Origin of the sequence: Acidovorax sp. (assembly GCF_034519795.1) — a bacterium.
Classification (GTDB): domain Bacteria; phylum Pseudomonadota; class Gammaproteobacteria; order Burkholderiales; family Burkholderiaceae_C; genus Acidovorax.
Genome location: NZ_JAXHOB010000014.1, coordinates 401,648 through 426,146, shown reverse-complemented (window position 1 = coordinate 426,146; position 24,499 = coordinate 401,648). Strand labels below are relative to the sequence as shown.

At 68.2% G+C, this 24,499-nt stretch carries 23 protein-coding genes and 1 pseudogene; 10 read left to right on the top strand and 14 right to left on the bottom strand.

Going from position 1 to position 24,499, the window contains the following annotated elements:
• Positions 1 to 8 precede the first annotated feature (8 nt).
• The 5 genes from glcF (at position 9) to U5N23_RS18765 (ending at position 4,316) form a co-directional block, all read left to right on the top strand.
• The gene (glcF, locus tag U5N23_RS18785; protein ID WP_322594257.1) at positions 9 to 1,268 is read left to right on the top strand and encodes a glycolate oxidase subunit GlcF; all 1,260 of its coding nucleotides are present in this window, start codon (positions 9 to 11) and stop codon (positions 1,266 to 1,268) included.
• Positions 1,269 to 1,396: 128 nt separating this feature from the next.
• Positions 1,397 to 2,341, top strand: coding sequence for a ProQ/FINO family protein (locus U5N23_RS18780; RefSeq protein ID WP_322594256.1), 945 nt, complete (start codon positions 1,397 to 1,399; stop codon positions 2,339 to 2,341).
• A gap of 205 nt (positions 2,342 to 2,546) precedes the next feature.
• The gene (locus tag U5N23_RS18775) at positions 2,547 to 3,011 is read left to right on the top strand and encodes a GyrI-like domain-containing protein (protein ID WP_322594255.1); all 465 of its coding nucleotides are present in this window, start codon (positions 2,547 to 2,549) and stop codon (positions 3,009 to 3,011) included.
• 22 nt (positions 3,012 to 3,033) lie between these two features.
• The gene (locus U5N23_RS18770) at positions 3,034 to 3,759 is read left to right on the top strand and encodes a YafY family protein (RefSeq protein ID WP_322594254.1); all 726 of its coding nucleotides are present in this window, start codon (positions 3,034 to 3,036) and stop codon (positions 3,757 to 3,759) included.
• Positions 3,756 to 4,316 (top strand): dihydrofolate reductase family protein, encoded by a 561-nt coding sequence (locus U5N23_RS18765; protein WP_322594253.1) that lies wholly within the window; start codon positions 3,756 to 3,758, stop codon positions 4,314 to 4,316. The genes U5N23_RS18770 and U5N23_RS18765 overlap by 4 nt, the downstream gene beginning before the upstream one ends.
• Here U5N23_RS18765 and U5N23_RS18760 read toward each other — a convergent pair whose 3' ends face one another.
• Positions 4,317 to 5,243, bottom strand: coding sequence for a LytTR family DNA-binding domain-containing protein (locus tag U5N23_RS18760; protein ID WP_322594252.1), 927 nt, complete (start codon positions 5,241 to 5,243; stop codon positions 4,317 to 4,319). It lies immediately after the preceding gene.
• Positions 5,244 to 5,384: 141 nt separating this feature from the next.
• Here U5N23_RS18760 and U5N23_RS18755 point away from each other — a divergent pair, with 141 nt between their 5' ends.
• On the top strand, positions 5,385 to 6,614 hold the full coding sequence (locus U5N23_RS18755) for an acyltransferase (protein WP_322594251.1): 1,230 nt from the start codon (positions 5,385 to 5,387) through the stop codon (positions 6,612 to 6,614).
• Here the strand turns inward: U5N23_RS18755 and U5N23_RS18750 are convergent, their stop codons facing one another.
• Together U5N23_RS18750 and lplT are read right to left on the bottom strand one after the other, a co-directional pair.
• Complete coding sequence (locus tag U5N23_RS18750; protein ID WP_322594250.1) at positions 6,615 to 7,100, bottom strand: glutathione peroxidase; 486 nt, start codon at positions 7,098 to 7,100, stop codon at positions 6,615 to 6,617.
• 134 nt (positions 7,101 to 7,234) lie between these two features.
• Positions 7,235 to 8,539, bottom strand: coding sequence for a lysophospholipid transporter LplT (lplT, locus tag U5N23_RS18745; RefSeq protein ID WP_322594249.1), 1,305 nt, complete (start codon positions 8,537 to 8,539; stop codon positions 7,235 to 7,237).
• Positions 8,540 to 8,673: 134 nt separating this feature from the next.
• Here lplT and alr point away from each other — a divergent pair, with 134 nt between their 5' ends.
• Together alr and U5N23_RS18735 are read left to right on the top strand one after the other, a co-directional pair.
• Complete coding sequence (alr, locus tag U5N23_RS18740) at positions 8,674 to 9,792, top strand: alanine racemase (protein WP_322594248.1); 1,119 nt, start codon at positions 8,674 to 8,676, stop codon at positions 9,790 to 9,792.
• A gap of 109 nt (positions 9,793 to 9,901) precedes the next feature.
• Positions 9,902 to 10,786, top strand: coding sequence for a hypothetical protein (locus U5N23_RS18735; RefSeq protein WP_322594247.1), 885 nt, complete (start codon positions 9,902 to 9,904; stop codon positions 10,784 to 10,786).
• Between the two features lie 3,298 nt (positions 10,787 to 14,084).
• Here U5N23_RS18735 and U5N23_RS33165 read toward each other — a convergent pair.
• From U5N23_RS33165 to U5N23_RS18700, 7 genes and pseudogenes are all read right to left on the bottom strand, one after another.
• Positions 14,085 to 14,417: pseudogene (locus tag U5N23_RS33165) on the bottom strand (Ig-like domain-containing protein); the annotation flags it as partial.
• Positions 14,418 to 15,279: 862 nt separating this feature from the next.
• Complete coding sequence (locus U5N23_RS18725) at positions 15,280 to 15,795, bottom strand: phage tail protein (RefSeq protein ID WP_057202678.1); 516 nt, start codon at positions 15,793 to 15,795, stop codon at positions 15,280 to 15,282.
• A 34-nt stretch (positions 15,796 to 15,829) separates the two neighbouring features.
• The gene (locus tag U5N23_RS18720; protein ID WP_057202677.1) at positions 15,830 to 16,348 is read right to left on the bottom strand and encodes a phage tail protein; all 519 of its coding nucleotides are present in this window, start codon (positions 16,346 to 16,348) and stop codon (positions 15,830 to 15,832) included.
• Positions 16,349 to 16,361: 13 nt separating this feature from the next.
• Positions 16,362 to 16,880, bottom strand: coding sequence for a phage tail protein (locus U5N23_RS18715; RefSeq protein WP_057202676.1), 519 nt, complete (start codon positions 16,878 to 16,880; stop codon positions 16,362 to 16,364).
• Between the two features lie 34 nt (positions 16,881 to 16,914).
• Positions 16,915 to 18,180 (bottom strand): ABC transporter substrate-binding protein, encoded by a 1,266-nt coding sequence (locus U5N23_RS18710; RefSeq protein WP_322594245.1) that lies wholly within the window; start codon positions 18,178 to 18,180, stop codon positions 16,915 to 16,917.
• A gap of 21 nt (positions 18,181 to 18,201) precedes the next feature.
• Entirely contained in the window at positions 18,202 to 18,720 is a 519-nt protein-coding gene (locus U5N23_RS18705; RefSeq protein ID WP_322594244.1) for a GNAT family N-acetyltransferase, read from the bottom strand.
• Positions 18,721 to 18,966: 246 nt separating this feature from the next.
• Entirely contained in the window at positions 18,967 to 19,419 is a 453-nt protein-coding gene (locus U5N23_RS18700) for a MarR family transcriptional regulator (protein ID WP_322594243.1), read from the bottom strand.
• 76 nt (positions 19,420 to 19,495) lie between these two features.
• Here U5N23_RS18700 and U5N23_RS18695 point away from each other — a divergent pair, with 76 nt between their 5' ends.
• Entirely contained in the window at positions 19,496 to 20,302 is an 807-nt protein-coding gene (locus U5N23_RS18695) for a siderophore-interacting protein (protein ID WP_322594242.1), read from the top strand.
• A gap of 10 nt (positions 20,303 to 20,312) precedes the next feature.
• On the opposite strand, the gene U5N23_RS18690 is transcribed toward U5N23_RS18695, so the two are convergent.
• The gene (locus U5N23_RS18690) at positions 20,313 to 21,221 is read right to left on the bottom strand and encodes a LysR family transcriptional regulator ArgP (RefSeq protein WP_322594241.1); all 909 of its coding nucleotides are present in this window, start codon (positions 21,219 to 21,221) and stop codon (positions 20,313 to 20,315) included.
• A 70-nt stretch (positions 21,222 to 21,291) separates the two neighbouring features.
• Between U5N23_RS18690 and U5N23_RS18685 the strand changes: the two genes are divergently transcribed.
• Positions 21,292 to 21,906 (top strand): LysE/ArgO family amino acid transporter, encoded by a 615-nt coding sequence (locus tag U5N23_RS18685; protein ID WP_322594240.1) that lies wholly within the window; start codon positions 21,292 to 21,294, stop codon positions 21,904 to 21,906.
• A 120-nt stretch (positions 21,907 to 22,026) separates the two neighbouring features.
• On the opposite strand, the gene U5N23_RS18680 is transcribed toward U5N23_RS18685, so the two are convergent.
• Genes U5N23_RS18680 through U5N23_RS18670 form a run of 3 tightly spaced genes read right to left on the bottom strand, consistent with a single transcriptional unit; the run spans position 22,027 to position 24,490 of the window.
• Complete coding sequence (locus U5N23_RS18680) at positions 22,027 to 22,635, bottom strand: glutathione S-transferase family protein (protein ID WP_322594239.1); 609 nt, start codon at positions 22,633 to 22,635, stop codon at positions 22,027 to 22,029.
• A 22-nt stretch (positions 22,636 to 22,657) separates the two neighbouring features.
• On the bottom strand, positions 22,658 to 23,635 hold the full coding sequence (locus tag U5N23_RS18675) for a 2-dehydropantoate 2-reductase (protein WP_322594238.1): 978 nt from the start codon (positions 23,633 to 23,635) through the stop codon (positions 22,658 to 22,660).
• Between the two features lie 30 nt (positions 23,636 to 23,665).
• Positions 23,666 to 24,490, bottom strand: coding sequence for an HpcH/HpaI aldolase/citrate lyase family protein (locus tag U5N23_RS18670; protein ID WP_322594237.1), 825 nt, complete (start codon positions 24,488 to 24,490; stop codon positions 23,666 to 23,668).
• Positions 24,491 to 24,499 lie beyond the last annotated feature (9 nt).

The window sequence follows — 24,499 nt, the reverse complement described above, 5'->3', positions numbered from 1 at the left end:
CATGCACCATGCAAACCCAACTCTCCCCTGAATACCGCGACCGCGCCGATGGCCTCGAAGCCGAGGTCATCCTGCGCAAGTGCGTGCACTGCGGCTTCTGCACCGCCACCTGTCCCACCTACCAGTTGCTGGGCGACGAGCTCGACGGCCCGCGCGGCCGCATCTACCTGATCAAGCAGGTGCTCGAAGGGCAGGCCCCCACGCGCGCCACCCAGATGCACCTGGACCGCTGCCTGACCTGCCGTAACTGCGAGACCACCTGCCCGAGCGGCGTGCAGTATGGCCACCTGGTGGACATCGGCCGCAAGATCGTGGACGAGAAGGTGCCACGCCCCCTGGGCGAAAAGGCCTTGCGCTGGGCGCTCAAGGAAGGGCTGCCTTCGCCCCTGTTCGCCCCGGCGATGAAGGCCGGGCAGAGGGTGCGCGGCCTGCTGCCCGCAGCCCTCAAGGCCAAGGTGCCGGCAGCTCAGAACCCGGGCGCCTGGCCCACGCGGGAGCACGCGCGCAAGGTGCTCATGCTGGCTGGCTGCGTGCAGCCGGCGATGATGCCGGGCATCAACACCGCCACGGCGCGTGTGCTCGATGCTGCCAGCATCCAGACCCTGGTGGCGTCCAAGGCGGGCTGCTGCGGCGCGGTCAAGTTCCACCTCAACGACCAGGAGGGGGGCAAGGCCGAGATGCGTGCCAACATCGACGCCTGGTGGCCGCTGGTCGAGGCGGGCGGCGTGGAATGCATCGTCATGAACGCCTCGGGCTGCGGCGTCACGGTCAAGGAGTACGGCCACCTCCTGAAGGACGACGTGCAGTACGCCGCCAAGGCCGAGCGCATCAGTGCGCTCACGCGCGACCTGTCCGAACTGCTGCCGGACCTGCTGCCCGAACTCGCCGAGCGCCTGGCGGGGCGCGTCAGCCTGCCGGCGGACGTGCTGTACGCCTACCACCCACCCTGCACGCTGCAGCACGGGCAAAAGCTGCGTGGCGGGGTCGAGATGCACCTCGCAAAGCTGGGCTTCAAGCTGCGCGTGGCACGCAATGAGTCGCATCTGTGCTGTGGCTCGGCGGGCACCTACTCGGTGCTCAACCCTGGCCTGTCCTACCAGCTGCGCGACCGCAAGCTCGGCGCTCTGGGCGAGGCCTTTGGCGAGCAGCCGCCCGATGCCATCCTGTCGGCCAATATCGGCTGCATCACGCACCTGCAGAGCGGCACGGCGACCCCCGTGCGCCACTGGATCGAGGTGCTGGACGGCGCACTGGCCGCTGCGCGCTGATGGCGCGTGCCACCATCCGAGGGGATGGGGGCAGGTCCAAGAGGGGGTGGCAGGAAGCCTTGGATTAGGCGCCTGGCGCCAAGGCTGGCATGATTGAGGGTTTTGTTGCCCCCTTCCTTCGCTACGCCATGACCGACAACGTGCCAGAACAAGAACAGACCGCCGCGCCCGCCGCTGCCCCCGTGGCCGCCAGCGCGGCACCGGCCCCCGCCGTGGCTCCTGGGGAAGCAGGGGAGGGCGGTGGTGCGCCAGCAGCAGTCCCTGCCACCGCTGCAGCCCCCCGCCGTGAAGGCCGTGGTGGCCGCAACAACAATAACGGCAACAACAACAACCGCCGCGGTGCTCGTCCGCGCGGCGAAGCCGGCGCACCGGCCGCAGCAGGCCAGCCCGGCACTGCGGCGCCTGCGGGCGCGCGTGCGCCGCAGCGCACCCATCCGGCGCTGGAGCAACTGGCAGGCCTGTACCCGCAGTTGTTCGGCGCCGTGTTCCGCCCGCTCAAGCGCGGCATCTTCCAGGACATCCTGGCCGCGCACCCCGAGCAGTTCGAGCGCGATGCGCTCAAGGTGGCCCTGGGGCTGCACACCCGCTCCACGCGCTACCTGCAAAGCGTGGCAGCCGGCGAGAAGCGCCATGACCTGGCGGGCCAACCCGTGGAAGCCATGGCCCCCGAGCATGTGCACCATGCCCTGCTGGAGGTCTACCGCCGCAGAAAGAACAACAAGGCCCGCGCCAGCGAGGACCTGTTGCCCAAGCTGCGCAGCCGCATGGTCCAGGCGTTCGAAGCCTCGGGCCTGACGCGCGAGGCCTATACCGAGCTCGTGGCGGGCCGCGACGAGGAGGCCAATGCCCTGCTCGAAGAGGCCTTTGCCGAATGGTCCGTGCGCAACGCCAAGGACGAGGCGCTGCTGCGCGCCTTCGATGCCAGCGGCCAGGCCCTGGAAGCCTTTGCCGACATGTACGGCATGGCACCACGCGCCGTGGGCCAGACGCTGGAGCGCGCGCGCCGCTACCGCGGCCTGGTGGCCGCCGCCGCGACGGCTGCCGCGGTGGCGACGGCGCCTGCCGCCGACTGACCCGGTCGCCGCCCCGGGCATTGCCCGGCGGCTCCTGCTGACACGGTCTTGGCAGCAGGAGCATGCGGCCCATGGGGCAGCTCCCCCTCTCGCTCTCGGTTGCAATTTGTGGGGTACCAGGCCACCCTGCTGACACCAGGTTGTCAGCAGCAGGCCGGCACCATCACGGCTCCCGATAACCAACGAGAGAGAGTGAGAATTCCGCATGCCACCCGTTTCTGAAAAGATTCCCGCATTCCGCGTTGCCGGCATTGCCGTGCGCACCCGCAACAGCGACGAGATGAACCCCGAGACCTCCCGCATCGGCGCCCTGTGGGACCGCTTCTTCAGCGAAAGCTGGGAGCACAAGCTGCCCCGCCCTGGGGTGGACGGCCGCATCTTCGGCGTCTACAGCGCCTATGAGTCCAACGAGCATGGCGCCTTCGACGTCACGGCCGGCGTGGCGGCCCCCGAAGGCTCGGAGATCGTGGGCGGCGCATCGACGATTGCCATCGAGGCCGGCGACTACCTGGTTTTCCATGGCCAGGGCACCATGCCGCAGATGGTGATCGATGCCTGGGGCGAGGTCTGGCGCTACTTTGGCGAGAACCCGCAGATCCAGCGCCGCTTCGCCACCGACTTCGAGGCCTATGCCGGCCCCGACCGCGTGGCCATCCACATCGGCGTCTAGGTCCGTTCCCCCGTCACCCACCATGCGCCGTGCCGACCGCCTGTTCCAGATCGTCCAGCTCATCCGCGGGCGGCGCCTGTCCACCGCCGCCTTCCTGGCCGAGCGGCTGGAGGTGTCGCAGCGCACCATATACCGCGACGTGGCCGACCTGCAGCACCAGGGCGTGCCCATCGAGGGCGAGGCGGGGGTGGGCTACCGCCTGGGCGCGGGCTTCGACCTGCCACCGCTGATGTTCAGCCAGGGCGAGGCGAATGCCCTGGTGGCCGCTGCGCGGCTGGCGCAGGCCTGGCTCGATGCGGGGCTGGCGCGCGAGGTGGAAGGGGCGCTGGGCAAGATCCTCTCGGTGCTGCCGCCCGAGGCGCGTGTGGCGGCCGAGGCGCAGGCGCTCTATGCCCCGTCGGTGGGCCTGGGGCCGCGTGCCCAGGCCACCCTGCAGACCCTGCGCGAGGCGGTGCACAGCCGCCATGTGGTGCAGATCGACTACGCCGACGTCCAGGGCCGGCCCAGCGTGCGCCGCCTGCGGCCCCTGGGCTGCTTCTATTGGGGCAAGGTCTGGACGCTGTCGGCCTGGTGCGAGCTGCGCGATGATTTCCGGGGTTTTCGCATCGACCGCATCGCGACCCTCACCGTGCTGCCCGAGCAGTTCCGCCAGGAGCCTGGCAAGACCCTGGCCGACATGCTGCGCCAGATCGAGGCCGAGATGGCCGCGCGCCCTCCATCCCTGAACGACGAGGCCCCCTGCGCATGACCGAGCTCACCTACTATGTGGCGGCCACCCTGGACGGCTTCATCGCCGCCCCCGGCGGTGAGCTCGACTGGCTGCACCCTTTCGAGCAGGCTGGCACCGACTATGGCCTAGCGGACTTCATGGCGGGGGTTGATGGTCTCGTCATGGGACGCACCACCTATGCCGTGGCCCGCTCCTTTGGCGACTGGCCTTATGCCGAGCGGCCGGCCTGGGTGCTCAGCCACCAGCAAGCCCCCTCGGATGGGACGCTCCCGCCCAGCGTGCGCTGGGGGGCCGCGCAGCCGCAGCAGCTCATGGCCCAATGGGTGGAACAAGGGCTGCGGCAGGTCTGGCTGGTCGGCGGCGGCCAGTTGGCCGGGCAGTTCCTCCACGCGGGGCTGGTGGACCACCTGATGCTGGCCACCATTCCGGTGACGCTGGGAGCCGGCCTGCCGCTGTGGGGCGCGCCACAGGCGATGGCGCAGCAGCACTGGACGTTGCAGGCGCACCAGGCCTATCCGAATGGCGTGCTGACGCAACACTTCACGCGGGTGCGCAGCGCGCCTGCCGCCAGCTGATCAGGCTGCTGTGCCCGGCTGGGCCAGCGCACCGCGGTAGCGCCGGCTGCACGGTACGGTGCTGCCATCCTTCATCCGCAGGCGGGCGTCGCCGCTGTCCAGCGGCTCGATCTCGGCCACCGCGTCCAGGTTCACCGCATAGCTGCGGTGCACGCGCACGAAGCGCGCCGGGTCCAGTTGCGTGAGGAAGTCCGCCAGGGTCGAGCGCACCAGGTAGTCGTGCCCGTTGACATGCATGCCCACGTAGTTGGCCTCGGCCTGCAGCCAGGCGATGTCGCTGGCGGCGATCAAGAACTCGCGGCGCAGCTTGCGCACCAGAAAGCGCTCGGGGCGGTGCACGGGCAGGGACGGAGCCGGTTCAGGCGCCGCCGATCCTGTGGCGGGTGATGCTTCGGGAATGGCGGGTGATTCGGGCGTGTCCAGCACCCGGGCCTCGCCCTGCAGCCGCAGCAGCAAAAAGCGGTAGCCCACCAGGCCGCTGACGATGAGCGCATAGGTGCGCACGTCCTTGAGGTACTCGTAGCCCCACTGCGCCCACCAGGGGCCGTTCAGCCGGTACTCCGCGCCCATGGCCCCGTAGGCCAGGTGCCGCAGGGCCATCATCCCGGCCAGGTGGACGCTGCAGTAGGCCACGCTGCCCAGCAGGTGCCAGGGCAGGTGGCGGCGCAGCGTGTCCCAATGCAGCGGAAAGCGCCGCTCGAACGCCACGATGGCCGGGATCAGCAGCCCGACCACCAGCACGCTCGACAGCTCCCACAGCGCCGGCTCCCAGGCGGCCACCGGCCGTCCTGCAGAGCGCAGGTCGATCAGCGTCACCACGCTGTTGAAGGCCGCCTGCACCAGCAGCAGCACGGCCCAGAACGCCACCTCGGCGCTGCGGCGCAGGGGGCGGTAGCGTTCGGGCCAGGGCAGGGTGGGGTGGGACATGCCGCCAGTGTAGGCAAGGCGCGCAGCAGCCTGGGAAATCAACACCCGGCTCCGTCCCGGCCGGCCACCGCTCGTCCCAAAGCGGGTTGTTTCCGTCCCGGCGAGGTGCGTCGTGCCACCGAAGCGCCCGAGCATGTGTCCATGACCGCTCCATCCCCTTCCACCTCCCGCCGCCACGACATCGATGCCCTGCGCACCCTGGCCTTCGCCCTGGTCATCGTCTACCACGTGGCCATGTACTACGTGGCCGACTGGCACTGGCACATCAAGAGCCCGCACGCGGCCGAATGGCTGCAGGCGCCCATGCGGGCCTTGAACCTGTGGCGCATGGACCTGGTGTTCCTGGTCTCCGGCCTGGCGCTGGGCCTGGTGCGCCGGGGTCAAACGGTGGCGGGGCTGGTCCGGCTGCGCAGCATGCGCCTGTTGTTGCCCCTGGCTTTTGGCATGGCGGTGGTCGTGCCCTACCAGCCTTATGCACAGGGCGTTGCCAACGGGCTCATCGCCCCGGGTTTCGGTGCCTTCCTGCTGCGCTACTACGGCGGCGGCACCTGGCCGGCTGGCGCCTTCGATGGCTGGGAGGCCGGCGTGACCTGGAACCACCTGTGGTACCTGCCCTACCTGTGGGTCTACACCGTGGTGCTGGCCCTGCTGCTGCCCTGGCTGGAATCCGCCCGCGGCCAGCGGCTGCGCCGTGCCTTCACGGGCCTGCGTGGTTGGGCGCTTTTTGCGGTGCCCGTGCTGCCGCTGGTGCTGTATTCGGTGCTGCTGTGGCGGCATTTCCCGCCCACCCACGACCTCATCCACGACGCCTGGCTGCATGCCGTGTACTTCACGCTGTTCCTGTACGGCTATTGGATCGGGCTGGACGCCGGCCTGTGGGCCGAGTTGGTGCGCCTGCGCTGGCGCCTGCTGGGCGCTGCCCTGGCACTGCTGGTGCTGTTCACGGTGCTGCGCGGCCTGGCCGTGCAGCAGGGCGGCTGGCCGGCGCGCACCGCCGTGCGCGTGCTGGCCGACCTGTACCTGTGGAGCATGCTGCTGGCCATCCTGGGCTGGGCCCACCACCGGCTCAACCGGCCGTGGCCCTGGCTGCGCTGGGCGCAGGAGGCGGTCTACCCCTGGTATGTGCTGCACCAGACCGCGATCATCGTGCTGGCGGTGGCACTGGCGCGGTGGCAACTCGGCCCGGTGCTGGAGCCCATGCTCCTGCTGGCCGGCACGGTGCTGGCTTGCTGGGCCGTGACGGGGTTGGTGCGGCCCAGCCGTTGGGCCAGGCCGCTGTTCGGGCTGCCGCCGCGCGGCGCGGTCCCGGCCAGCCCGGTGCCGGGCAGCACCGCCGGCACGCCGCCAGCCCAGGGCCTGCAGAACCCGTGATCAGGCCAGCGCTGCCTTAATGTCCCCGGCCAGCTTCCTGGGCGCATCCTGTGGCGCATACCGGCGGATCACCTTGCCGTCCTTGCCCACCAGGAACTTGGTGAAATTCCACTTGATGGCCTTGCTGCCCAGAAGGCCCGGGGCCTCTGCGCTGAGCCATTGGTACAAGGGCGATGCGTTGGCCCCGTTGACGTCGATCTTGGCCATCATCGGAAAGCTCACGCCGTAGTTGAGCTGGCAGAAGCTGGCGATCTCGTCGTTGCTGCCCGGGTCCTGGCTGCCGAACTGGTTGCAGGGAAAACCGAGCACCACCAGCCCCTGGTCGGCATACTCCTTGTGCAATTCTTCGAGCCCACCGAACTGCGGCGTGAAACCGCAGGCGCTGGCCGTGTTGACGATGAGCATCACCTTGCCCTGGTACTGCGAGAGCGGCACGCTCTGGCCATTCATCTGCTGGGCTTCGAAATCGTAGATGCTGTCGGGCATGGTGGCTCCTCGGTGGCTGAAGGGCCCATGGTAGCCGCTGTGCGATGTATTTGCCCGTACCGGCATCGCCGCCACCTGTGCAATGCGTGCGGCCTACACCAGCGACCGCCGCGTAAGCGCCTCAGGGGGATGCTCTAGTGATGCGCGTCCTGGCGGGCGATGTGCAAGAGGTGCTCGACTTCTTCGCGGTAGTTCACGCAGTTGCGCTGGTGCCAGCGGCGGATGATCCACATGATGCCCGCGACCACCAGGCCGAAGATGGTGATGGCGCCGAACACCGACAGGCCGAACTTGAGCGACAGGCTGTAGAACGCGCCCAGCGCCAGGATGCAGGCCTGCTCGTTGAAGTTCTGCACGGCGATGGAGCGCCCGGCGCCCATGAGGTTGTGGCCACGGTGCTGCAGCAGGGCATTCATGGGCACGACCAGGTAGCCGCCCAGGCCGCCCAGCAGGATCAGGAAGGGAATGGCCAGCCAGATGTTCTTGATGAAGACCATCAATATCAGCAGCAGGCCCATGGCGATGCCCAGCGGGATGACCCGGGTGGCCATGTCCAGCCGCATGCGCATGGAAGCGACCACGGCACCCACGGCCGTGCCGATGGCCACCACGCCCGTCAGGGCCGAGGCCTGCGTGGTGTTGTAGCCCAGGGCCACGCCGGCCCAGGCCAGCACGATGAACTTGAGGTTGCCGCCCGCGCCCCAGAACAGGGTGGTGGTGGCCAGCGAGATCTGGCCCAGCTTGTCGCGCCACAGGCGGTTGTTGCAGGCCCAGAAGTCGGGCAGCAGCGCCATGGCATTGGCCAGGATGCTGCGCGACGGGTCGGCGCGCAGGGGGCGCATTTCCACGCCGGTGTGCGGGATGCGGGTGTTGAACCAGGCCGCCAGTGCATAGATCAGGATCAGCCCGGCGATGGCCGCCTCGGCGGGGGTGTCCACGCCCGTGTCGATCATCGGGATGTCGATGTTGAGCATCATGCCCGAGAGGTTCTGCCCGACGAGCTGGCCGCCCAGCAGCACCCCGAGGATGATCGACGCGATGGTGAGCCCTTCGATCCAGCCATTGGCCTTGACCAACTGCGAGGCGGGCAGCAGTTCGGTCAGGATGCCGTACTTGGCCGGCGAATAGGCCGCAGCGCCGAGCCCGACCACCGCGTAGGCGATCAGCGGGTGCGAGCCGAACAGCATCATCAGGCAGCCCACCACCTTGATGGCATTGCTCACGAACATCACCTTGCCCTTGGGCAGGGCGTCGGCAAAAGCGCCAACGAAGGGCGCCAGTACCACGTAGAACAGCGCGAACATGGGCACCAGTGCGGCACGCTGCCACTCGGGAGCCCCTTCCGAGCGGAGGAGTTCGACAGCGGCCACAAACAGCGCATTGTCGGCCAGCGAGCTGAAAAACTGCGCCGACATGATGGTGTAGAAACCGCGCTTCATCGAATGGCTGGTGCTGCATCAGTTGGACTGATGCCCTGTTAAATATGGGGAGCTTGTTGGCCGACAGATGGTTATATCACGCGGGTAAACGGCCCCGGTGCCAGAATCCAGGACATCCCACCCGGTCAAACCCCATGCCCCGCCCGATACAAGCCACCATCCACACCGCCGCCCTGCACCACAACCTGGAGCGCGTGCGCCGCAGCGTGCCCGACGCCAAGGTCTGGGCCGTGGTCAAGTCCAATGCCTATGGCCATGGCATCGAGCGGGCGTACGAGGGCTTGCGCGGGGCCGATGGCTTTGCCCTGCTGGACCTGGCCGAAGCCGAGCGCGTGCGCCAGCTGGGCTGGCGGGGTCCCATCCTGCTGCTCGAAGGCGTGTTCGAGCTGCGCGACCTGGAGCTGTGCTCGCGCCTGGGGCTCTGGCATGCCGTGCACTGCGACGAGCAGATCGACATGCTCGCCACCCACAAGACCCAGGTACCGCACCGCGTGTTCCTGAAGATGAACTCGGGCATGAACCGCCTGGGCTTCACGCCCCAGCGCTACCGCGCCGCCTGGGCACGGCTCAATGCGCTGCCGCAGGTGGACGAGATCTCGTTCATGACCCACTTCAGCGATGCCGATGGCCCGCGCGGCATCGCCCACCAGATGGCCGCGTTCAACACCGCCGCTGCAGACCTTCCAGGTGAGCGCACACTCTCAAACAGTGCCGCCACGCTGCGCCACAGCGGTGACGCCAGCGTGCGCGCCGATTGGGTGCGTGCGGGCATCGTGCTGTACGGCAATGCGCCCGATCACCCGGAAAATACGGCCGGCCACTGGGGGCTGGCGCCCACCATGACCTTGTCCACGAAACTGCTGGCCGTGCAGCAGCTTCAGGCGGGCGACACCGTGGGCTACGGTTCGAGCTTCACCGCCGAGGGGCCGCTGACCATCGGCGTGGCCGCCTGCGGCTATGGCGATGGCTACCCGCGCCACTGCCCCACCGGCACGCCGGTGCTGGTCAATGGCGTGCGCACGCGCATCGTGGGCCGGGTGAGCATGGACATGGTCACCGTGGACCTGATGCCGCTGCTGCAATCGGGCATGGCGCTGGGCACGGACGTCGGTTTCGGCAGCGAGGTCACGCTCTGGGGCCGCGCCAGCAACGGCGCCGTGCTGACCATCGATGAGGTGGCCCAGCCGGCCGGCACCGTGTCCTGGGAGCTGATGTGCGCGCTGGCCCAGCGCGTACCGGTCAACGTCGACTGAATTGAGCATCTGTTCACGGTCGGGCCTGCGGACCGGCGGGTGAACCGGTGCGGATGGGGTACGCTGCGCGGCGGATTCCCCTCTCCATCCAGCCGACAGGAGCCACTCCATGGCCGACAAGCGCAGCAGCAATAGCAGCAGCAACCCGTCCCGCAAGAAGAAGGCGTCGAACTGGCGCTCCGTGCGCATGCAGCCCCGGCACCAGCTGGCTAGCACCCTGCAACAGCGCTACAGCCTGCGCGTGCATGGTTTCCTGATCGGGGGCTTCACGCTGCTCATCATGTGGTGCACCTCGCATGTGCAGATGCTGCTGGGCATGGAGACCCTGGCGCTGCGCTACCTCATCACCCTGTCGGTCGGCTACATCGGCTACCTGCTGGTACTGCGCCTGTGGGCGGCCCGCCTGGTGCAGCGCGATGACGACGATTCCGATGGCGGCGCCGGGGACGCGGTCGAGGCCGCCGGGGATGTGGCGGACATGGCGCTCGATGCCGTCTCCTGGCGTGGCGGCGGCGGGCAGGGCATGCCCATGCCGCGTTCGGGCGGCACGGTCCACACCAACGGCGGCTCGGGCGACTTCGGCGCGGGCCTGTCGGACGCGGGCTCCGGCCTGGGCGAGTTGGCCAGCGGCGCGGCCGACGCGGTGTCGGGCGCCGACGAGGGCGCGGTGGTGGTCATCCCCATCGTCGCCATCTTCCTCATCGGCTCGGCCATCGTCTTCGGCGCGGGTGCCCTGGCCATGCTGTTCTTCGGCTGGGACGTGCTGCTCACCGTGGCGGTAGAGCTGGCCTTCTCGGTGGTGACGGCGCGCGCCGCCATGGGCGTGGAGCGCGAGGGCTGGCTCAGCGCCGCCGTGCGCCTGACCTGGAAGCCCATGCTCGGTGCCGTGGTGTGCGCGGTGGCCCTGGGGTTTGCCATCGACCACTTCCTGCCCCATGTGAATTCGCTGCCCGAAGCGGTGCGGGCCATGCAGTCGGGCATGAAGGCGCGCTGAGTTCGGCGCCCGGCGGGCGCGCATACCCCCAAAACAAAGCGGGAGGCGCCTTGGGCGCCACCCGCTTTGCTTGCGTGGCTGGACCGGGTCCTTGCTGGCGTGCTCAGCGCGCCGTCACGGCGAAGCCCTGCACCAGCCCGCCGGGGTAGCGCACAAAGAGCTTGGCGCCCTCGAACCACCAGTTGCTGTTGGCGGGGCCGGTGCCCGCAGGCAGCAGCGCCAGATCGGGAACCAGCAGGAAGCGCTGGCTGCCAAGCGTCAGTTCGGTCTGCAGGTCCAGGCCGGTGCGCAGAATGGTGGTCGTACCCAGGACCGACTGCAGCAGGCTGGTGAGGCCGTCATAGTCGGCCACGTCGCCCTGCAGCGCCTGGCTCACGCCACTCGCATCTGTGAAGACCAGGCCGGCCGTGCTGCTGAAGACGAAGCCCGGGGCATTGCCCGTGCGCCCCATTGGCAGCCACTGCGCCCGCATGTGGAAGACGGTGGTGCCCAGGGAAACGCGCAGGGCGCCATTGGGCTGCATCACCGTCGTGGCGCCCAGGGCCGTCAGGGCCTGGCCCATGGCGGGCAGGGACTGCAGGGCCGGGCCGAAGCGGGTGACCAGGCCGGCCGTGGCCACCTCGATGCTGCCATCCTCCGCCACGCTGGCACCATCAGCGCGGCCAGGCACCACGCGCACTTCCAGCGGCACCACAGGGAAGCTCACGCCGCCCAGGGTCCAGGTGACGCTGCCGTCCGAGGACTGCGGACTGCTGGTGATGCCGACGGTGCGCAGGCCATTGTGGACCAGGGTTTCCAGCGGCGCGCTGCCGCCAGTGCGGGTCGGAACGCCCGCAAGGCGCACGAAGCCCACGTTGGCGTTGATGCCGGCTGGCAAGTCCGTGCGCTGCACCGGGTCGCCCAGGCCGTTGCCGGCCACGGTGCCCAGGCGCACGCTCTGCACCTTGCCCGTGCCATCGAGCCGCGCCATTTCGCCGCTGTACACCGTCACGGCGGCAGCCCCATTGGCAGCCGGTGGCAGGGCCACGCGGCCCGTGCGCACGAACACGCTCCACGACTGCGGCGTGCCTGCGGCAGCGCGCGGGGTGGTGATGAGCGTGACCGACACCACGCCATCGCCCTGAGCGGTCAGCGGCAGGTTGCCCGTGCTGGTGGACAGCAGGGCCACCACCGTGCCCTGGCTCACCGTGCCGCTGAGCGTCACCTGGGAGTCGCCCGAGGTCGATGGGTTGAGCACCAGGGCCACCTGGGGCTGGCCATTGGCGCCGATCAGCGTGACCACGCTGAGCACGGTGGCCGTATCGGCCTGGGGCTGGATGCTGAAGGTCTGGCCGCCGATCACCAGGGTCACGGGTGCCGGGGTGCCGCCGCTGCCTGCGGGGGGCAGGGTGATGGTGGATCCGCCCGATTGCGGGTTGAGCGTGATCGTGCTGCCCGGCGATGCGGTGACCTGGACGCTGCCGCCCACGGTGACCGGCGTGCCTGGCGTCACGGCCACGCTGCCCTGCGTCACCACTGCGGGCGGGGTCGACCCACCGCCACCACTGGGCACCTGGGCCGTGTAGGTCAGCACGGGGCTGCTGGCGCTCTCGTTGCCTGCAGCGTCGGTGGCCTTGAGCGTGAAGTTGTGCACCACGAAGGCCAGGCCGGACACCGTGACCGAGAAGTTGCCGCCCGTCGCCGTGCCGCTGCCCAGCAGGGTCGCGCCTTCGTACACATCCACCCGGCTGCCGGCCTCTGCCGTGCCGCTGATGACCACCGAGCTGCCTTCGGCCGATGCGTTATTGGCTGGTGTGGTCACTGCGGGGGCTGCCGGAGCGCTGGTGTCGTACGTCACCCCCGTGATCGATGCGGTGACGGCGGGGTTGCTGGCCGCATCGGTCGCGTCGAATGCGAAGGTGTAGATCGCACCATCGACCAGACCCAGCGGGGCCATGCAGCCATTGGCGTCAGCGGTCAGCGCCACCCTATTGGCGCCCGCATGGAGGGCGATGCCCTGCAGGTTGCAGGTGTGGGGTGAGGAGCCGTCGGCCGCGCCGCCCGTCCGGGTGGCGGTGATGAGCGCGCTGGCCACAGGCTTGCTGAGCGTGAAGCCCAGCGTGGCATTGGCCTTGATGGCTGCGTTGTTCGCCGGGGTGGTCGCACTGAACACCGGGGCGCTGGTATCGCGCGTCAGGGGCAGCACCAATTCCGCGCTCACATTGCCTGCCGCATCGCGCAGCGTGATCCGGAAGGTGGCTTGCTGACCATTGGCGATGCCGCTGGTGTCGATGCTGATGCTGGCCGTACCGCCCGCGATGACCTGGCCGGTGTTGCTGTTACCGAGCCAGACCTGCAGCCCATTCTCGGCGCTCTGGATGGTCAGCGCGGTGGAGTTGCCGATGGCGTAGGTGGGCGTCGTGGCCAAGGTGGGAGCCACCGGCACGCTGGAGTCCACCAACACGCTGGCAGTGGCAGCGGGCGCAACGGCAGAGACGTTGCCCGCATTGTCCTTGACGAAGCCGTACAGTGTCTTGTTGCCATCCGATGCAAACGGATAGCTCGTGGGCACTGCACCCCAGGCGCAATTGGCCGACACATTGCTCTCCTGCAGGCAGTAGCCCGCAGCGGCAATGCCCGATCCTGTATCGCTGCCACTGAACGCACCGGCTGCCACGGTGATCGTCCGGCTGGTGGACGTGGTGGGCAGGGTCAGCGTGGCGGTGGGAAGCGTGGTGTCGTAAGTGACGCCGGTGACCGGGGCGGTGGCCGACGGGTTGCCCGCCTTGTCCGTGCCGCTGAAAGCGATGCTGTAGATGGCGTTGCTGACCAGGTTCAGTGCCGTGGAGCAGCCGTTGGCATTGGCCGCATAGGCGATCTGGTGGGAGCCCGCATTCAGGGCCGTGCCCTGCAGCGTGCAGGTATGCGGTGTGGGGTCGGCAGCGCCGCCGGTGCGTGTGAATACGATGGTAGCGCCGGCCTCCACGTCTTCGCTCAGCGTGTAGTCGATGGTGCTGCTACTGCCCAGTAAGCCGCCGTCTGCAGGTTGCAGGGCCGAGAACACCGGCGGCGTACCGTCGCGCGTGATCGTGAGCGTGCCGGTGACCAACGTGCTGCCCCCGCCTGCGGTCTTGGTTTCGACCACGAAGGGCTTGGCGCCATCCGGCGCGGGTGTGTCCAGTGCAACGGTCAGCTTGCCTGTGGCCGTGAGGGTGCCCTTGTTGGCACTGTCTACCCAGACCTCGGCATTCTGCGGCCCGCTCACCGTGACCTGCTTGGTGTCGACATTGGTGGATCCGTCGATCACCTGGGCCACCCCTGCGGAAGTGCCGGGCAGGTAGTTGCTGTCGCCTGAATACTGGGCCGTGATGGTGTGCATGCCCACGACCAGGGTGGTCGGGCTGCAGCTCGCAGCGCCATTGGTCAGGTTCAGGTTGGAGCAGCCGGCAATGGCATCCACGCCGGACAGCAGGCTCACCGTGCCTGTGGGTGTGGTACTGCCGGTCAGCGTCACCGACAGGGTGGCAGCGCTGCCCACGGTGACGGGGGTGGTGGGCTGGACCGTGATCGTCGGCGGGCTTTCCGGATAGGCCGACGCATTGGAGACGCTGCCCGTGGTGGTCAAGGTGGCGCTGCTGCCCGTGGCATTCATCACGGCCGTGCCCAGGACCACCGCGCCGCCAATGCTGCCGCCGGTGTTGGCCCCGAATTTGGAGTTCAGCAGGTCGATATTGGTCACCGCCGTGCGGTTGACCCACACCGCGCCGCCGCGATCGGCTGTGTTGCCGTTGAAGATGGACCCGTCCACCGTCATCGTGCCGATGTTGCGGATGGCGCCACCTTCACCTGCCGCCGTGTTGCCGGTGAAGGTGCAGGCATTGATGGTCAGCGCGCCGCGGTTTTCGATGGCGCCGCCGCTGGACTGGGCGTCGTTGCTGCGGAAGGCACAGTTGCTCAGGTTAGCGGTAGAGCCTGCGGGGATGAACAGTCCGCCCGCATTGCTCATGGTGCTGCTGGCCAGTGCCTTGCCGTTGCTCACCGTGAGCCCGTTCAACGCCAGGATCACGCTGCTGCCCACGGGGATGTCCAGCACGCGGACCAGGCCGCCTCCCGAGATGCTCGTGGACGCCGCGCCGTTGCCCGTGATGGTGAGGCTGCGCTCAATGACCAGGGGGCCATTGCCCGCGGTCAGTACGATCACTTGGGTCGCAGTATTGAAGCGGATTTCGTTGCCGCCGGAATCCCCCCGCGTGCACTCTGTCGCCCCCTGGTTGGCGGCGTTGGCATTGGCAAGGGCCCTGCGCAGTGTGCATCCCGTGTTGCCATCCCCCAGTGTGTCCACCGTGATGGTGGCAGCCATGGCATGGCCACCGGCCCCCAGGGCCAGAACCAGCATGCCCAGCCCAGACCACCAGGTCGGCTTCAGGGTTTGGATCCATCGTTGCATGAAATCTGCTCCTTGGTCGGCCCGAAGGCCTTGCAGCGCCAGGGCGCCTTGTGGGTTCTTGTGTGGATCAGTTGCGGGACGGAAAAATGCCCTGCAGCGCAATAACGAAGTTCATCACCAAGTACGGCGGAAGATTGTTGTGCGGCTGCGATCCGCCAGCGCTTGTGAGCAGATCGTTGTTGACGCCTGCTGTGACCGCGTCTGTATAGGGCGCATCAACGGCTGACGCTGCGAGGTAGGCGTTCTGCGGAGAGCTGCTGGTGCCGACCCCGCTAGCTACGCGCAGCAAATGGTTGTGCGTGGGCATTTCGGCGAGGGTCAGAATGTGGGTTTCTTCTCCCCCCTGCTGGCCCCAGACGTAGTTGACCCCCTGTGTACTGGTCCCGGTACCTATAGGGCGTCGTCCCCGCAGGTCCGGCAGAGCGAAGGTGGTTTGTCCGTTGCCACCGTAGGTGGTCCCCAGCAGGGAAAAAAGTGCGGAGTTCTGTGCAATGGGCAACTGCTGCCCATTGCAAAGAGCCCAGCCTCTGGGGGGGAAACTGAATGCGCACAGGCTGATTTCGCCGAGAAAAGGGGTGGCCATAGGATGTTCCGGTCAGGGGGCAGCAGACACTCAGTTAGTTGCGGGAGGGGAAAATCCCCTGGAGGGCAATGCAGAAATTGAGGGCCAAGTAGGGCGGCATGTTGTTGTGGGCCTGGTTCCCGCCTGTCGATGTGACCGCAGTGGGCGCCATCGTGGTGTTAGCGGCCGTGGTCTCGTAGAGGTTGGAGCGGATGCTGGACTGCGCTAGCAGGCCCGCCGCAGGTGTGTTCAAGGTGCCTACCGCTGCCACTGCGGCCACGGTATGGGTGTGTGCAGGAATATCCGCTGCCAGGAGTGTCACGTCTGCTGCGCCGCCCACCTCTCCCAGCGCGTAGTCCGACAAGCCTGCACCTTGGCCGAACCCTATGGGGGTGTTCCCCCGGAGGTCGGGTAGTGCAAAGGTGGTGGTCCCGTTGCCGCCATACGTGGTGCCCAACAGCGAAAACAAGGCGGTGTTTTGCTGAATCGGCATCAGCTGTCCTGCGCAGATCGCCCAGCCAGACGGGGCGAAGTTGCAGCCGAGCAAACGGATTTCCCCGAGGAATGGATCCATGTTTTTTCTCCTGTCAGTTGCGTGACGGAAAGATTCCGGCCACGCAAATGATGAAATTGACCGCCATATAGGGCGAGCGGTTTTCGTGCGGCATACTGCTGCCAGACATGGTCAGCGTGTCGGCCGCCAGGTTCGCTGATGCAGCCACATTGGTGTATCGGAAATCGCGAGCGGACGTGGTGCCCAGCAGGCCATTCTGAGGCGATGCCTGGTCACCCACGCCTCCATGTGCCAGACCATGGGAATGCTGCGGAATCTGCAGGGCGGTCAGGGTTACGCTCTCCGAACCTGAAACTTCTCCTATGGTGCGGTTGGTCAGCCCAGGGCCCTGGCCTTGGTGCACGGGCGCACGCCCCTGCAGGTTGGGTAGGCCGAAGGTATTCTGCCCATCGCCTCCATAGGTGGTTCCCAGCAGTGAAAACAGTGCGGAGTTCTGTGAAATGGACAACAGTTGTCCACGGCAAAACATCCAGTCTCGCGGAGCAAAGTTGCCGCCAAATATGCGGACCTCGCCAAGGTAAGGGTCTGACATCGTCAATCGCTTTCAGTTGTTGTCGTTGATGCCGTCATGCAGCAAGGTACGTCCCAGCGATGCGGCTGCCCAGGATTTCACACAGCCCCTGACAACTGCCGGCACGCACGGATTGCAGCGCCACTACCGAGCTGGCCTGATCCAGGTGAAGGCCCTGCAGATAGGCTGGCGCCACCGTTTCACCGGTGCCCGCATCCAGGCGCACTTCTCCACGGGGTGTCTGCAGCACCGCTGCTGCCATGGCCTGGGCCAGCGGCAGGCCACGTGCACCGGATGCCGCAGCGGCGGCGTGCACGCGCTGCGCCATTTCATGGCCCAGCAGATGAAACGGGGTGGGGTTGCCGGCGCTCGATGAAGCAGCCATGCCGGCATCGCCTGCTCCCTGCTGCCAGGACCGCGTAGCCCAGATGCGCGCGCCCTGGGCGGGCCGCTGTGCCAGGGCGGCGGTTGCCATGGCTTCACCCAACATGCCACCAGCCACCAGGGGCACCTGTCGGGCTGCTTCTGAGCGGGACCAGAACCGCTGGAATGCGTCGGCCCGCATGCCGGAGTCCAGCGCATAGACCAGGTCCGGCCGCGTCTGGCGCACTAATTGGGCGAGGGCATCCAGTTGGCTGGTTCCATCGGGCGACCGCGTGAAGACCGTGGTTTGCACCTTGCCGCCGCCCGAGGCAAAGCCGCGCTCAAAAGCCGGCAGATGGTCGAAGCCACTGTCCGCCGGGCCCACGGCCACAATGGCGCGGGGCCCGAGGTTTTGGGCTGCCCAACGGCCAGCGGCCCAGGCCGCCTGCCAGTAGCCCAGGCTGTTGCGCAGCACCCATGGGGACTGGGCCCCAGGCACCAGCGCATTGGCCCCGGCATCGCCCACGAGCAGGGGTACCTGGTGTGCGGCCAGCTGGGGGGCCCATTGCGTGGCCGCGTTGGCGCAGACAAAACCGGCGAGCACATCCACCTGTCCGGCGGACAGCATCTGTTGCATGGCCCGCTCTGCCTGTTGGGGGTGGCTGCCGTACACCACCGGGGTGAAATGCACAGGCGTGCCGCTGTTCGCCTGCGCGGCAAAGGACTGTGCGCCGGCCAGGAGCTGTGCTCCCATCAGCGGGTATGCCCTTGCGTCCGGCAATAGCAGCCCCACGCGCAGTGCGCGGCCGCTCGTGAGCTTTGATTGGGCGGCGCCGGCCAGGCCGGTGCCGCCCAGTGCGATGGCGGTCGCCACCATACCGGTCTGTGCGACAAAACGGCGACGGCTTTCCGATTCCAGCGCTGGGCGGGCCAAAGGCGCGGTGTCTTCGAATTCCATGGGTCTTGGTTCCTGGTTCAATCAGTCCACTGTCTGTTTGTCGGTGCCACGGTTGCCTGGCTTCCTCGGGGAAGCCCGCCGTGGCTTGCCGTGCGGCCACTCCATCTGCCGCACCATGCCGTCATCGGTCACGCTCTCAAAGCCGCAGCGCTCGTACAGGCGCACCACGGGGCTCGCGCTGGCGGCCTGCAGCCGCAGACCCACGCCAGCGGACACGGCGTCCTGCTGGAGCCGGGCAATCAGTTCGGATCCTATGCCCTTGCCCCGTGCGGCGGGAAGAAGCTCGATGTTCACCAGCACCCAGCGTTCCGCGCTGCGGCACACTGCGAGCATTCCCGCAGGGTTGCCCTCCCACAGCACCAGGGTCGTTTCCACGGGGGGCAGGTACTGCCCATACCCCGTCGTGCGAAACCGGTGCTGCATTTCGCAGAAGGCATCGATCTGTGCGTCCGGCCAGCCGATGGCCTGTAGCTCCGGCTCGCGCACCGAGCGGTACAAGGCGAACAGGAACGTTGCGTCCTGCTCTGTCGCAGGACGCAACGCGAGGGCCTGCTGCTGCTTCGCCGTTGACGCTCCCACTTGGCACACCTTTCTTGCCGCCCACCCGGGCAGGCGCTCCCTGGCGGCGCAGGGCCGCGAAAACCTGAAGTTACACGCAAATTTTAACGATTGCACGTAAAGTTTTACGGGCTTGTGCAATTGTGGGCCCGTAGCAGTTGCTCCGCCACAGGCAAATCTACTGCATGGGGCCGGCGCCAAGTGGCCGTGGTGCCGAAGTCAGCCCTGCTACCCGCACGCAGGCAAGGCGTCCAGCTCGCCGCGCAACTGTCCCAGCAGCGCGAGCAACTGCTCCTGGGTGCCTGCATCGCAGCCTTGCAGCAGCCGCGCCGACAGCGTCTGGCGCAGGCCGCGCACCTCCTCCTGCAGGGCCTGACCTTCGGGGCTCAGCGCCAGGATGCGGCTGCGGCCGTCTTCGGGGTTGGGGTGGCTGGTGATCCAGCCGCGCTCGGCCAGTTGGGCCACCATGCGCGCCACCTGGGCCTTGTCGGTGCCGCTGTGGCGCACCAGGTCCTTTTGCGTCGCGCCCGGATGGCGGCCGATGAAGCCCAGCGCGCGCACCTCGTTCATCGTCAGGTCGGGGTGGATGGCCGCCATGGCCCGCACCATGTGCGCGCGGTACACGTGCATCAGGTCGTGCATCGCTTCGAAGACATCGGCGGGGGGGCGGCTGCGGTGCATGGCAAAAACCAACCGGTTGACAATGTCAACTTGTTGGCGGATGATTTGGTTGATTGAATCAACAACATTGTAATTTATGACCTTCGAACCTCTCTCTGCGGCTGTGCCCGCCGACGCCCTGGCCATCAGCCGTGTGCGCCACACCCTGAAGGCGCGCCACGCGCAGGTGCTGCGCCGCACGCAGGTCAGCCCCGGATTCGTGCGGCTCACGCTCGGCGGGCCGGACCTGGCCGACTTCGTGAGCGCGGGCTTCGACGACCACCTCAAGCTCATCCTGCCGCTCCCGGGCCAGGAGCGCGCCGCGCTGCCCACGGTGCAAGATGGCCGCTCGGTGATGCCCGAGCCGCGCCCCGTGCTGCGCGACTACACCCCCGCGCACTACGACGCGGCGCGCGGCGAGCTGGACATCGAGGTGGCCCTGCATGACGCTGGCCCCGCATCGGACTGGGCCGCCGCTGCAGCCGTGGGCCACTGGGTGGGCGTGGCCGGGCCACGCGGCAGCATGGTGGTGCCCACCGCATTCGCGTGGCACTGGCTGCTGGGCGATGAAACCGCCGTGCCCGCCATCGTGCGCCGCCTGGCCGAGCTGCCGGCCGAAGCCGCTGCAACCGTGCGCATCCAGGTGCGCAACCCGGCCGACCGGCGGCCCCTGGCCAGCGCCGCGAAGCTCGACCTGCAGTGGGTGGACTCGCTGCCCGAGGCAGCCCAGGCGCTGACCATCCCCGAAGGTGATGGCTATATCTGGGCGGCAGGCGAGCACGCCGACATGGCGGCCCTGCGCAAGGTGGTGCTGGCCAAGCCGGGCGTGAACCCCAAGCGCATGCGCATCGCCGCCTACTGGAAGAAAGGCGTGGCCGACCACCATGAAGACCTGCCGGCCTGATCCCCTGTGATCACGGTAGCAGGGACGCCGCTGCGGCTTGCTGCACCGCCTGTGTCATGCGCTGCAGCGCCTGCACGTTCAGGCGCCAGAACTGCCAGTACAAGGCCACGTCTACGGGCTTGCCGGGCACCAGTTCGACCAGGCGGCCGGCGTCGATGGCCTCGCTCGCCAGTTGGTCGGGGCTCATGCCCCAGCCCAGCCCGGCCAGGGTGGCCGCTACGAAGCCTTGGGACGAGGGCAGCCAGTGCACCGGCGGTGCCAGCGCGCGGCGCGCGATGCGGCGCATGAAGCGCTCCTGCAAGGCGTCCTTGCGGTTGAAGACCAGCACCGGGGCCTGGGCCAGTGCCGCCGCCGTCACGCCGTTCGCGAAATGGCGCTCCATGAACGCGGGGCTGGCCAGCGCCCGGTAGCGCATGGTGCCCAGGCGCACCACCTGGCAGCCCTGCACGGGTTGCGGGTCGGCAGTCACGGCGGCCATCACGCGGCCTTGGCGCAGCAGTTCGGAAGAATGGTCCTGGTCCTCGACATGGATGTCGAAGGTGATGGGCGGGGCCATGCCCTCGCCGGGCTCCGCGGCCTGGGCCATGGCGTCCACGAACCACGAGGCCAGCGAATCGGCATTCACCCCCAGTGCCAGCCGCACCGGTCCCAGTCCGGCGCTGCTGCCCGCAATGCTGCGCAGTGCATCGGCTTCGCTCAGCGCCATCTGCTGGGCATGGCGCAGCAGGGCCTGGCCGGCCTCGGTCGGGGTGCAGGGCGAGGCGCGGCGAATCAGCACCTGGCCCACGCGCTCTTCGAGCAGCTTGACACGCTGGGACACGGCCGAGCGCGTCACGTGCAAGGCCAGCGCGGCGCGCTCGAAGCTGCCTTCTTCCAGCACGGCAGCGAGGGCGGCGAGTTGCGCGGTGTCGAGGTGCATTCAGCTTTGCTTACGGTAAGCAAAAAAGTATAGCTTTTCTTTCCTCATGCAGTTGGTCACCATCGGGCCCATGAACCTATCCTCGGCCTTTGCCAACGGCTTTTCCTCGACCGCCATCCTCATCATCGCCATCGGCGCACAGAACGCCTTCGTGCTGCGCCAGGGCCTGCGGCGTGAGCATGTACTACCCGTGGTGCTCGTGTGCGCGCTGTCCGACGCCATCCTGGTACAGGCCGGCGTGTGGGGCCTGGGGTCGGCCGTGCAGGCACACCCCACGCTGCTCGTGGCCGCGCGCTGGCTCGGCGCCGCCTTTCTGCTGGCCTATGCGGCGCGCGCCTTGCTGCGGGCCTGGAAGCCCGCCGCGATGCAGGTAGCAACCGAGGGCACGGCGCCAGCCGGATGGCAGCCGGTGGTGCTCACCGCCATGGCCTTCACCTGGCTCAATCCCCATGTCTACCTGGACACGGTGCTGCTGCTGGGGGCGATCGCCAGCCCCTACCCGCCCTCGCTGCGCATGGGCTTCGCCGGAGGGGCCAGCCTGGCCAGCCTGGTGTGGTTCGCCGCACTGGGCTGGGGGGCGCGCTGGCTGGCGCCGCTGTTCGCATCACCCCACGCCTGGCGCGCGCTCGATGGCTTGGTGGCGGTCATGATGCTGGTACTGGCCGCAGGGTTGATACTGCACTGATGCGGCTCCCGCCTGGCTATCCGGTCGAATCCAAAGCCGTGGGGCCCCCCGGGGGTCCACCCGGAAAAAGCCCTCGCAGCCGTCTTGGCTGCGAGGGCTTTCTCTTGAGGTCCAGAGAGATCAGGCCAGTGCGCGTTGGACGGCGGGGCGCTCCAGCATGCGCGCCGTGTGCGCAGCCACCTTGGGAAACAGCGCAATGTCCACGCCATCCGACTGGAGCCACGAGGCGATGGTGAACAGATAGGCATCGGCCACCGAATAGGCCTCGCCCAGCACCCAGGGGCCCCGCAGGTAGTGGGTTTCGATGACGTTGAAGGCCTCGGTCATGGTCTGCGGCACCTTGCGCTGCATATCGGCGATGGAGCTGGGCTCATCGGCCCAGCGCCCCGCTCGCCGCCCGTGGGCGTGGTTGACGTGCACGGTGGAGGCCAGGTAGCTGTTGAACTCCTGCATATGCGCCAGCGCGAACGGGTCTTCCAGAGGGGCGAGCTTCGCAGCGGGAAAACGCTGAGCGATGTACAGCAGCAGTGAGATTGTTTCGGACAGCACGCCGTGCTCCGTCACCAGCGTGGGCACGCGGCCCTTGGGGTTGATGGCGAGGTATTCGGGGCTGCGCTGCTGCTGGTTGGCAAAGTCCAGCGTCACCAGCTCGTGGCCGGCGTCGGCCTCGTGCAGGGCAATGTTGGCAGCCAGGGAGCAGGTGCCGGGGGCGGAATAGAGTTTGAGCATGGTCGGAGGTTGGGGTAGGAAATCAGTACAAACCGCGGGTGCGGGCCATCAGGCGCGCCAGACCCAGCAGGGCGGCGGTGTGCGGGGTGGGGATGCCGGTGATCTGCCCCAGTTCGTGGACCGCGCCCACGAGGGCGTCGATCTCCACGGGCTTGCCGGCCTCCACGTCCTGCAACATCGAGGTCTTGAAGGCGCCGAGCTTGCGTGTCACGGCATGGCGGTCTTCGGGCTGCTGGTCGATGGGCAGGCCCAACTGCCCGCCGATGGCCTTGGCCTCCAGCATCACGGCCGAGACGAAGCCGCGCACCAGGTCGTCGTCGAGGATGCGGTCGGTGGTGGCGCCGGTGAGCGCGCTGATCGGGTTCACGGTGAGGTTGCCCCAGAGCTTGAACCAGATGTCCTTCTGGATGTTCGTGGAGACCTCCACATCGATGCCGCCGGTCTGCAGCGCACCGGCCAGCGCCTGCAGCCGGGTGCTGGCACTGCCATCGGGCTCGCCCACGATCAGCCGGTTGCCGAAGTGCTGCTTGACGAAGCCCGGCGCCTCCAGCGAGCAGCTGGTATGCACCACGCTGCCCAGCACCTGGCCGGCCGGGATGGCGCGGGCAATCGCGCCGCCGGGGTCCACCGACTCCAGCGTGCGGCCCTGGGCCTCACCGCTGCAGCCGTCGAGGAACCACCAGGGCACGCCGTTCATCGCGGTCAGCACCACGGTCTGGGGGTCGATCAGCGGGGCCATGGCGCGCGCCACCTCGGGCAGGCCCGGTGCCTTGACCGCCACCACCACCAGGTCCTGCACGCCCAATGCGGCCGGGCTGTCGCTGGCGCGCACGGGGACATGCACCACGCTGCCATCGGGGCGGCGCAAGCGCAGGCCGTGTTCCTCAAGGGCCGCCAGCGTGGCGCCGCGCGCCACCATGCTGACCTCGGTGCCCGCCTGCGCCAGTGCCAGGCCGATCCAGCCACCAATGGCGCCAGCGCCGTAGATACATGCTTTCATCGTTGCATTGCTTTCCATATCAAAGGGTGTTCAGTAGCCATTGGGCATTGCGGCAGGGGCGTCCGCGTGAAAGCGGGCCAGCAACTGCCGGGCCGCGCTGGCCAGCAGCATGGTATCGACCCCCACCGCCACGAACAGCGCGCCCGCCGCCAGCCACTGGCGTGCCTGCGCTTCGTTGGTGGCCAGGATGCCCGGTGCCTTGCCCGCACGCAGGATGCGCGCAATGCCCTCGGTGATCGCTGCCTGCACAGCGGGGTGGCCGGGGTTGCCGGGGTGGCCCATCGATGCCGACAGGTCTGCCGGGCCGATGAACACGCCGTCCACGCCGGGCACGGAGGCAATCGCATCCAGGTTGTCCATGGCCTGAACCGTCTCTGCCTGCACCAGCAAGCACACCTGGGCATTGGCCTCGTGCACATAGTTCGGGTACGCCTGCCAGCGCGAGGAGCGCGCCAGGGCGCTGCCCATGCCGCGCACGCCCTCGGGTGCGTAGCGCGTGGCGCGCACCAGCTCGCGCGCCTGCTCGGCCGTGTCCACCATGGGCACCAGCAGCGTGGTGGCGCCGATATCGAGGTACTGCTTGATCAGCACCGTGTCGCCCACGGGCACGCGTGCGATCGCATGGGGTGGCTGTGCGCCGGCGGGCAGGGCGCTGGTGGCGCTGGCCACGGCCTGCAGCAGGTGCAGCTGCGAGCGCAGGTCGTTGGGTGCGTGCTCGCCGTCCAGCAGCAGCCAGTCGTAGCCGGTGCCGGCCAGGATCTCCGTGCTGTAGGCGTCGGCCAGGGCCAGCCACAGGCCGATCTGGCTCCGGCCCTGGGCCATGGCCTGCTTGAAGGGATTGACAGGGGTTTGCATGCGGGTGTG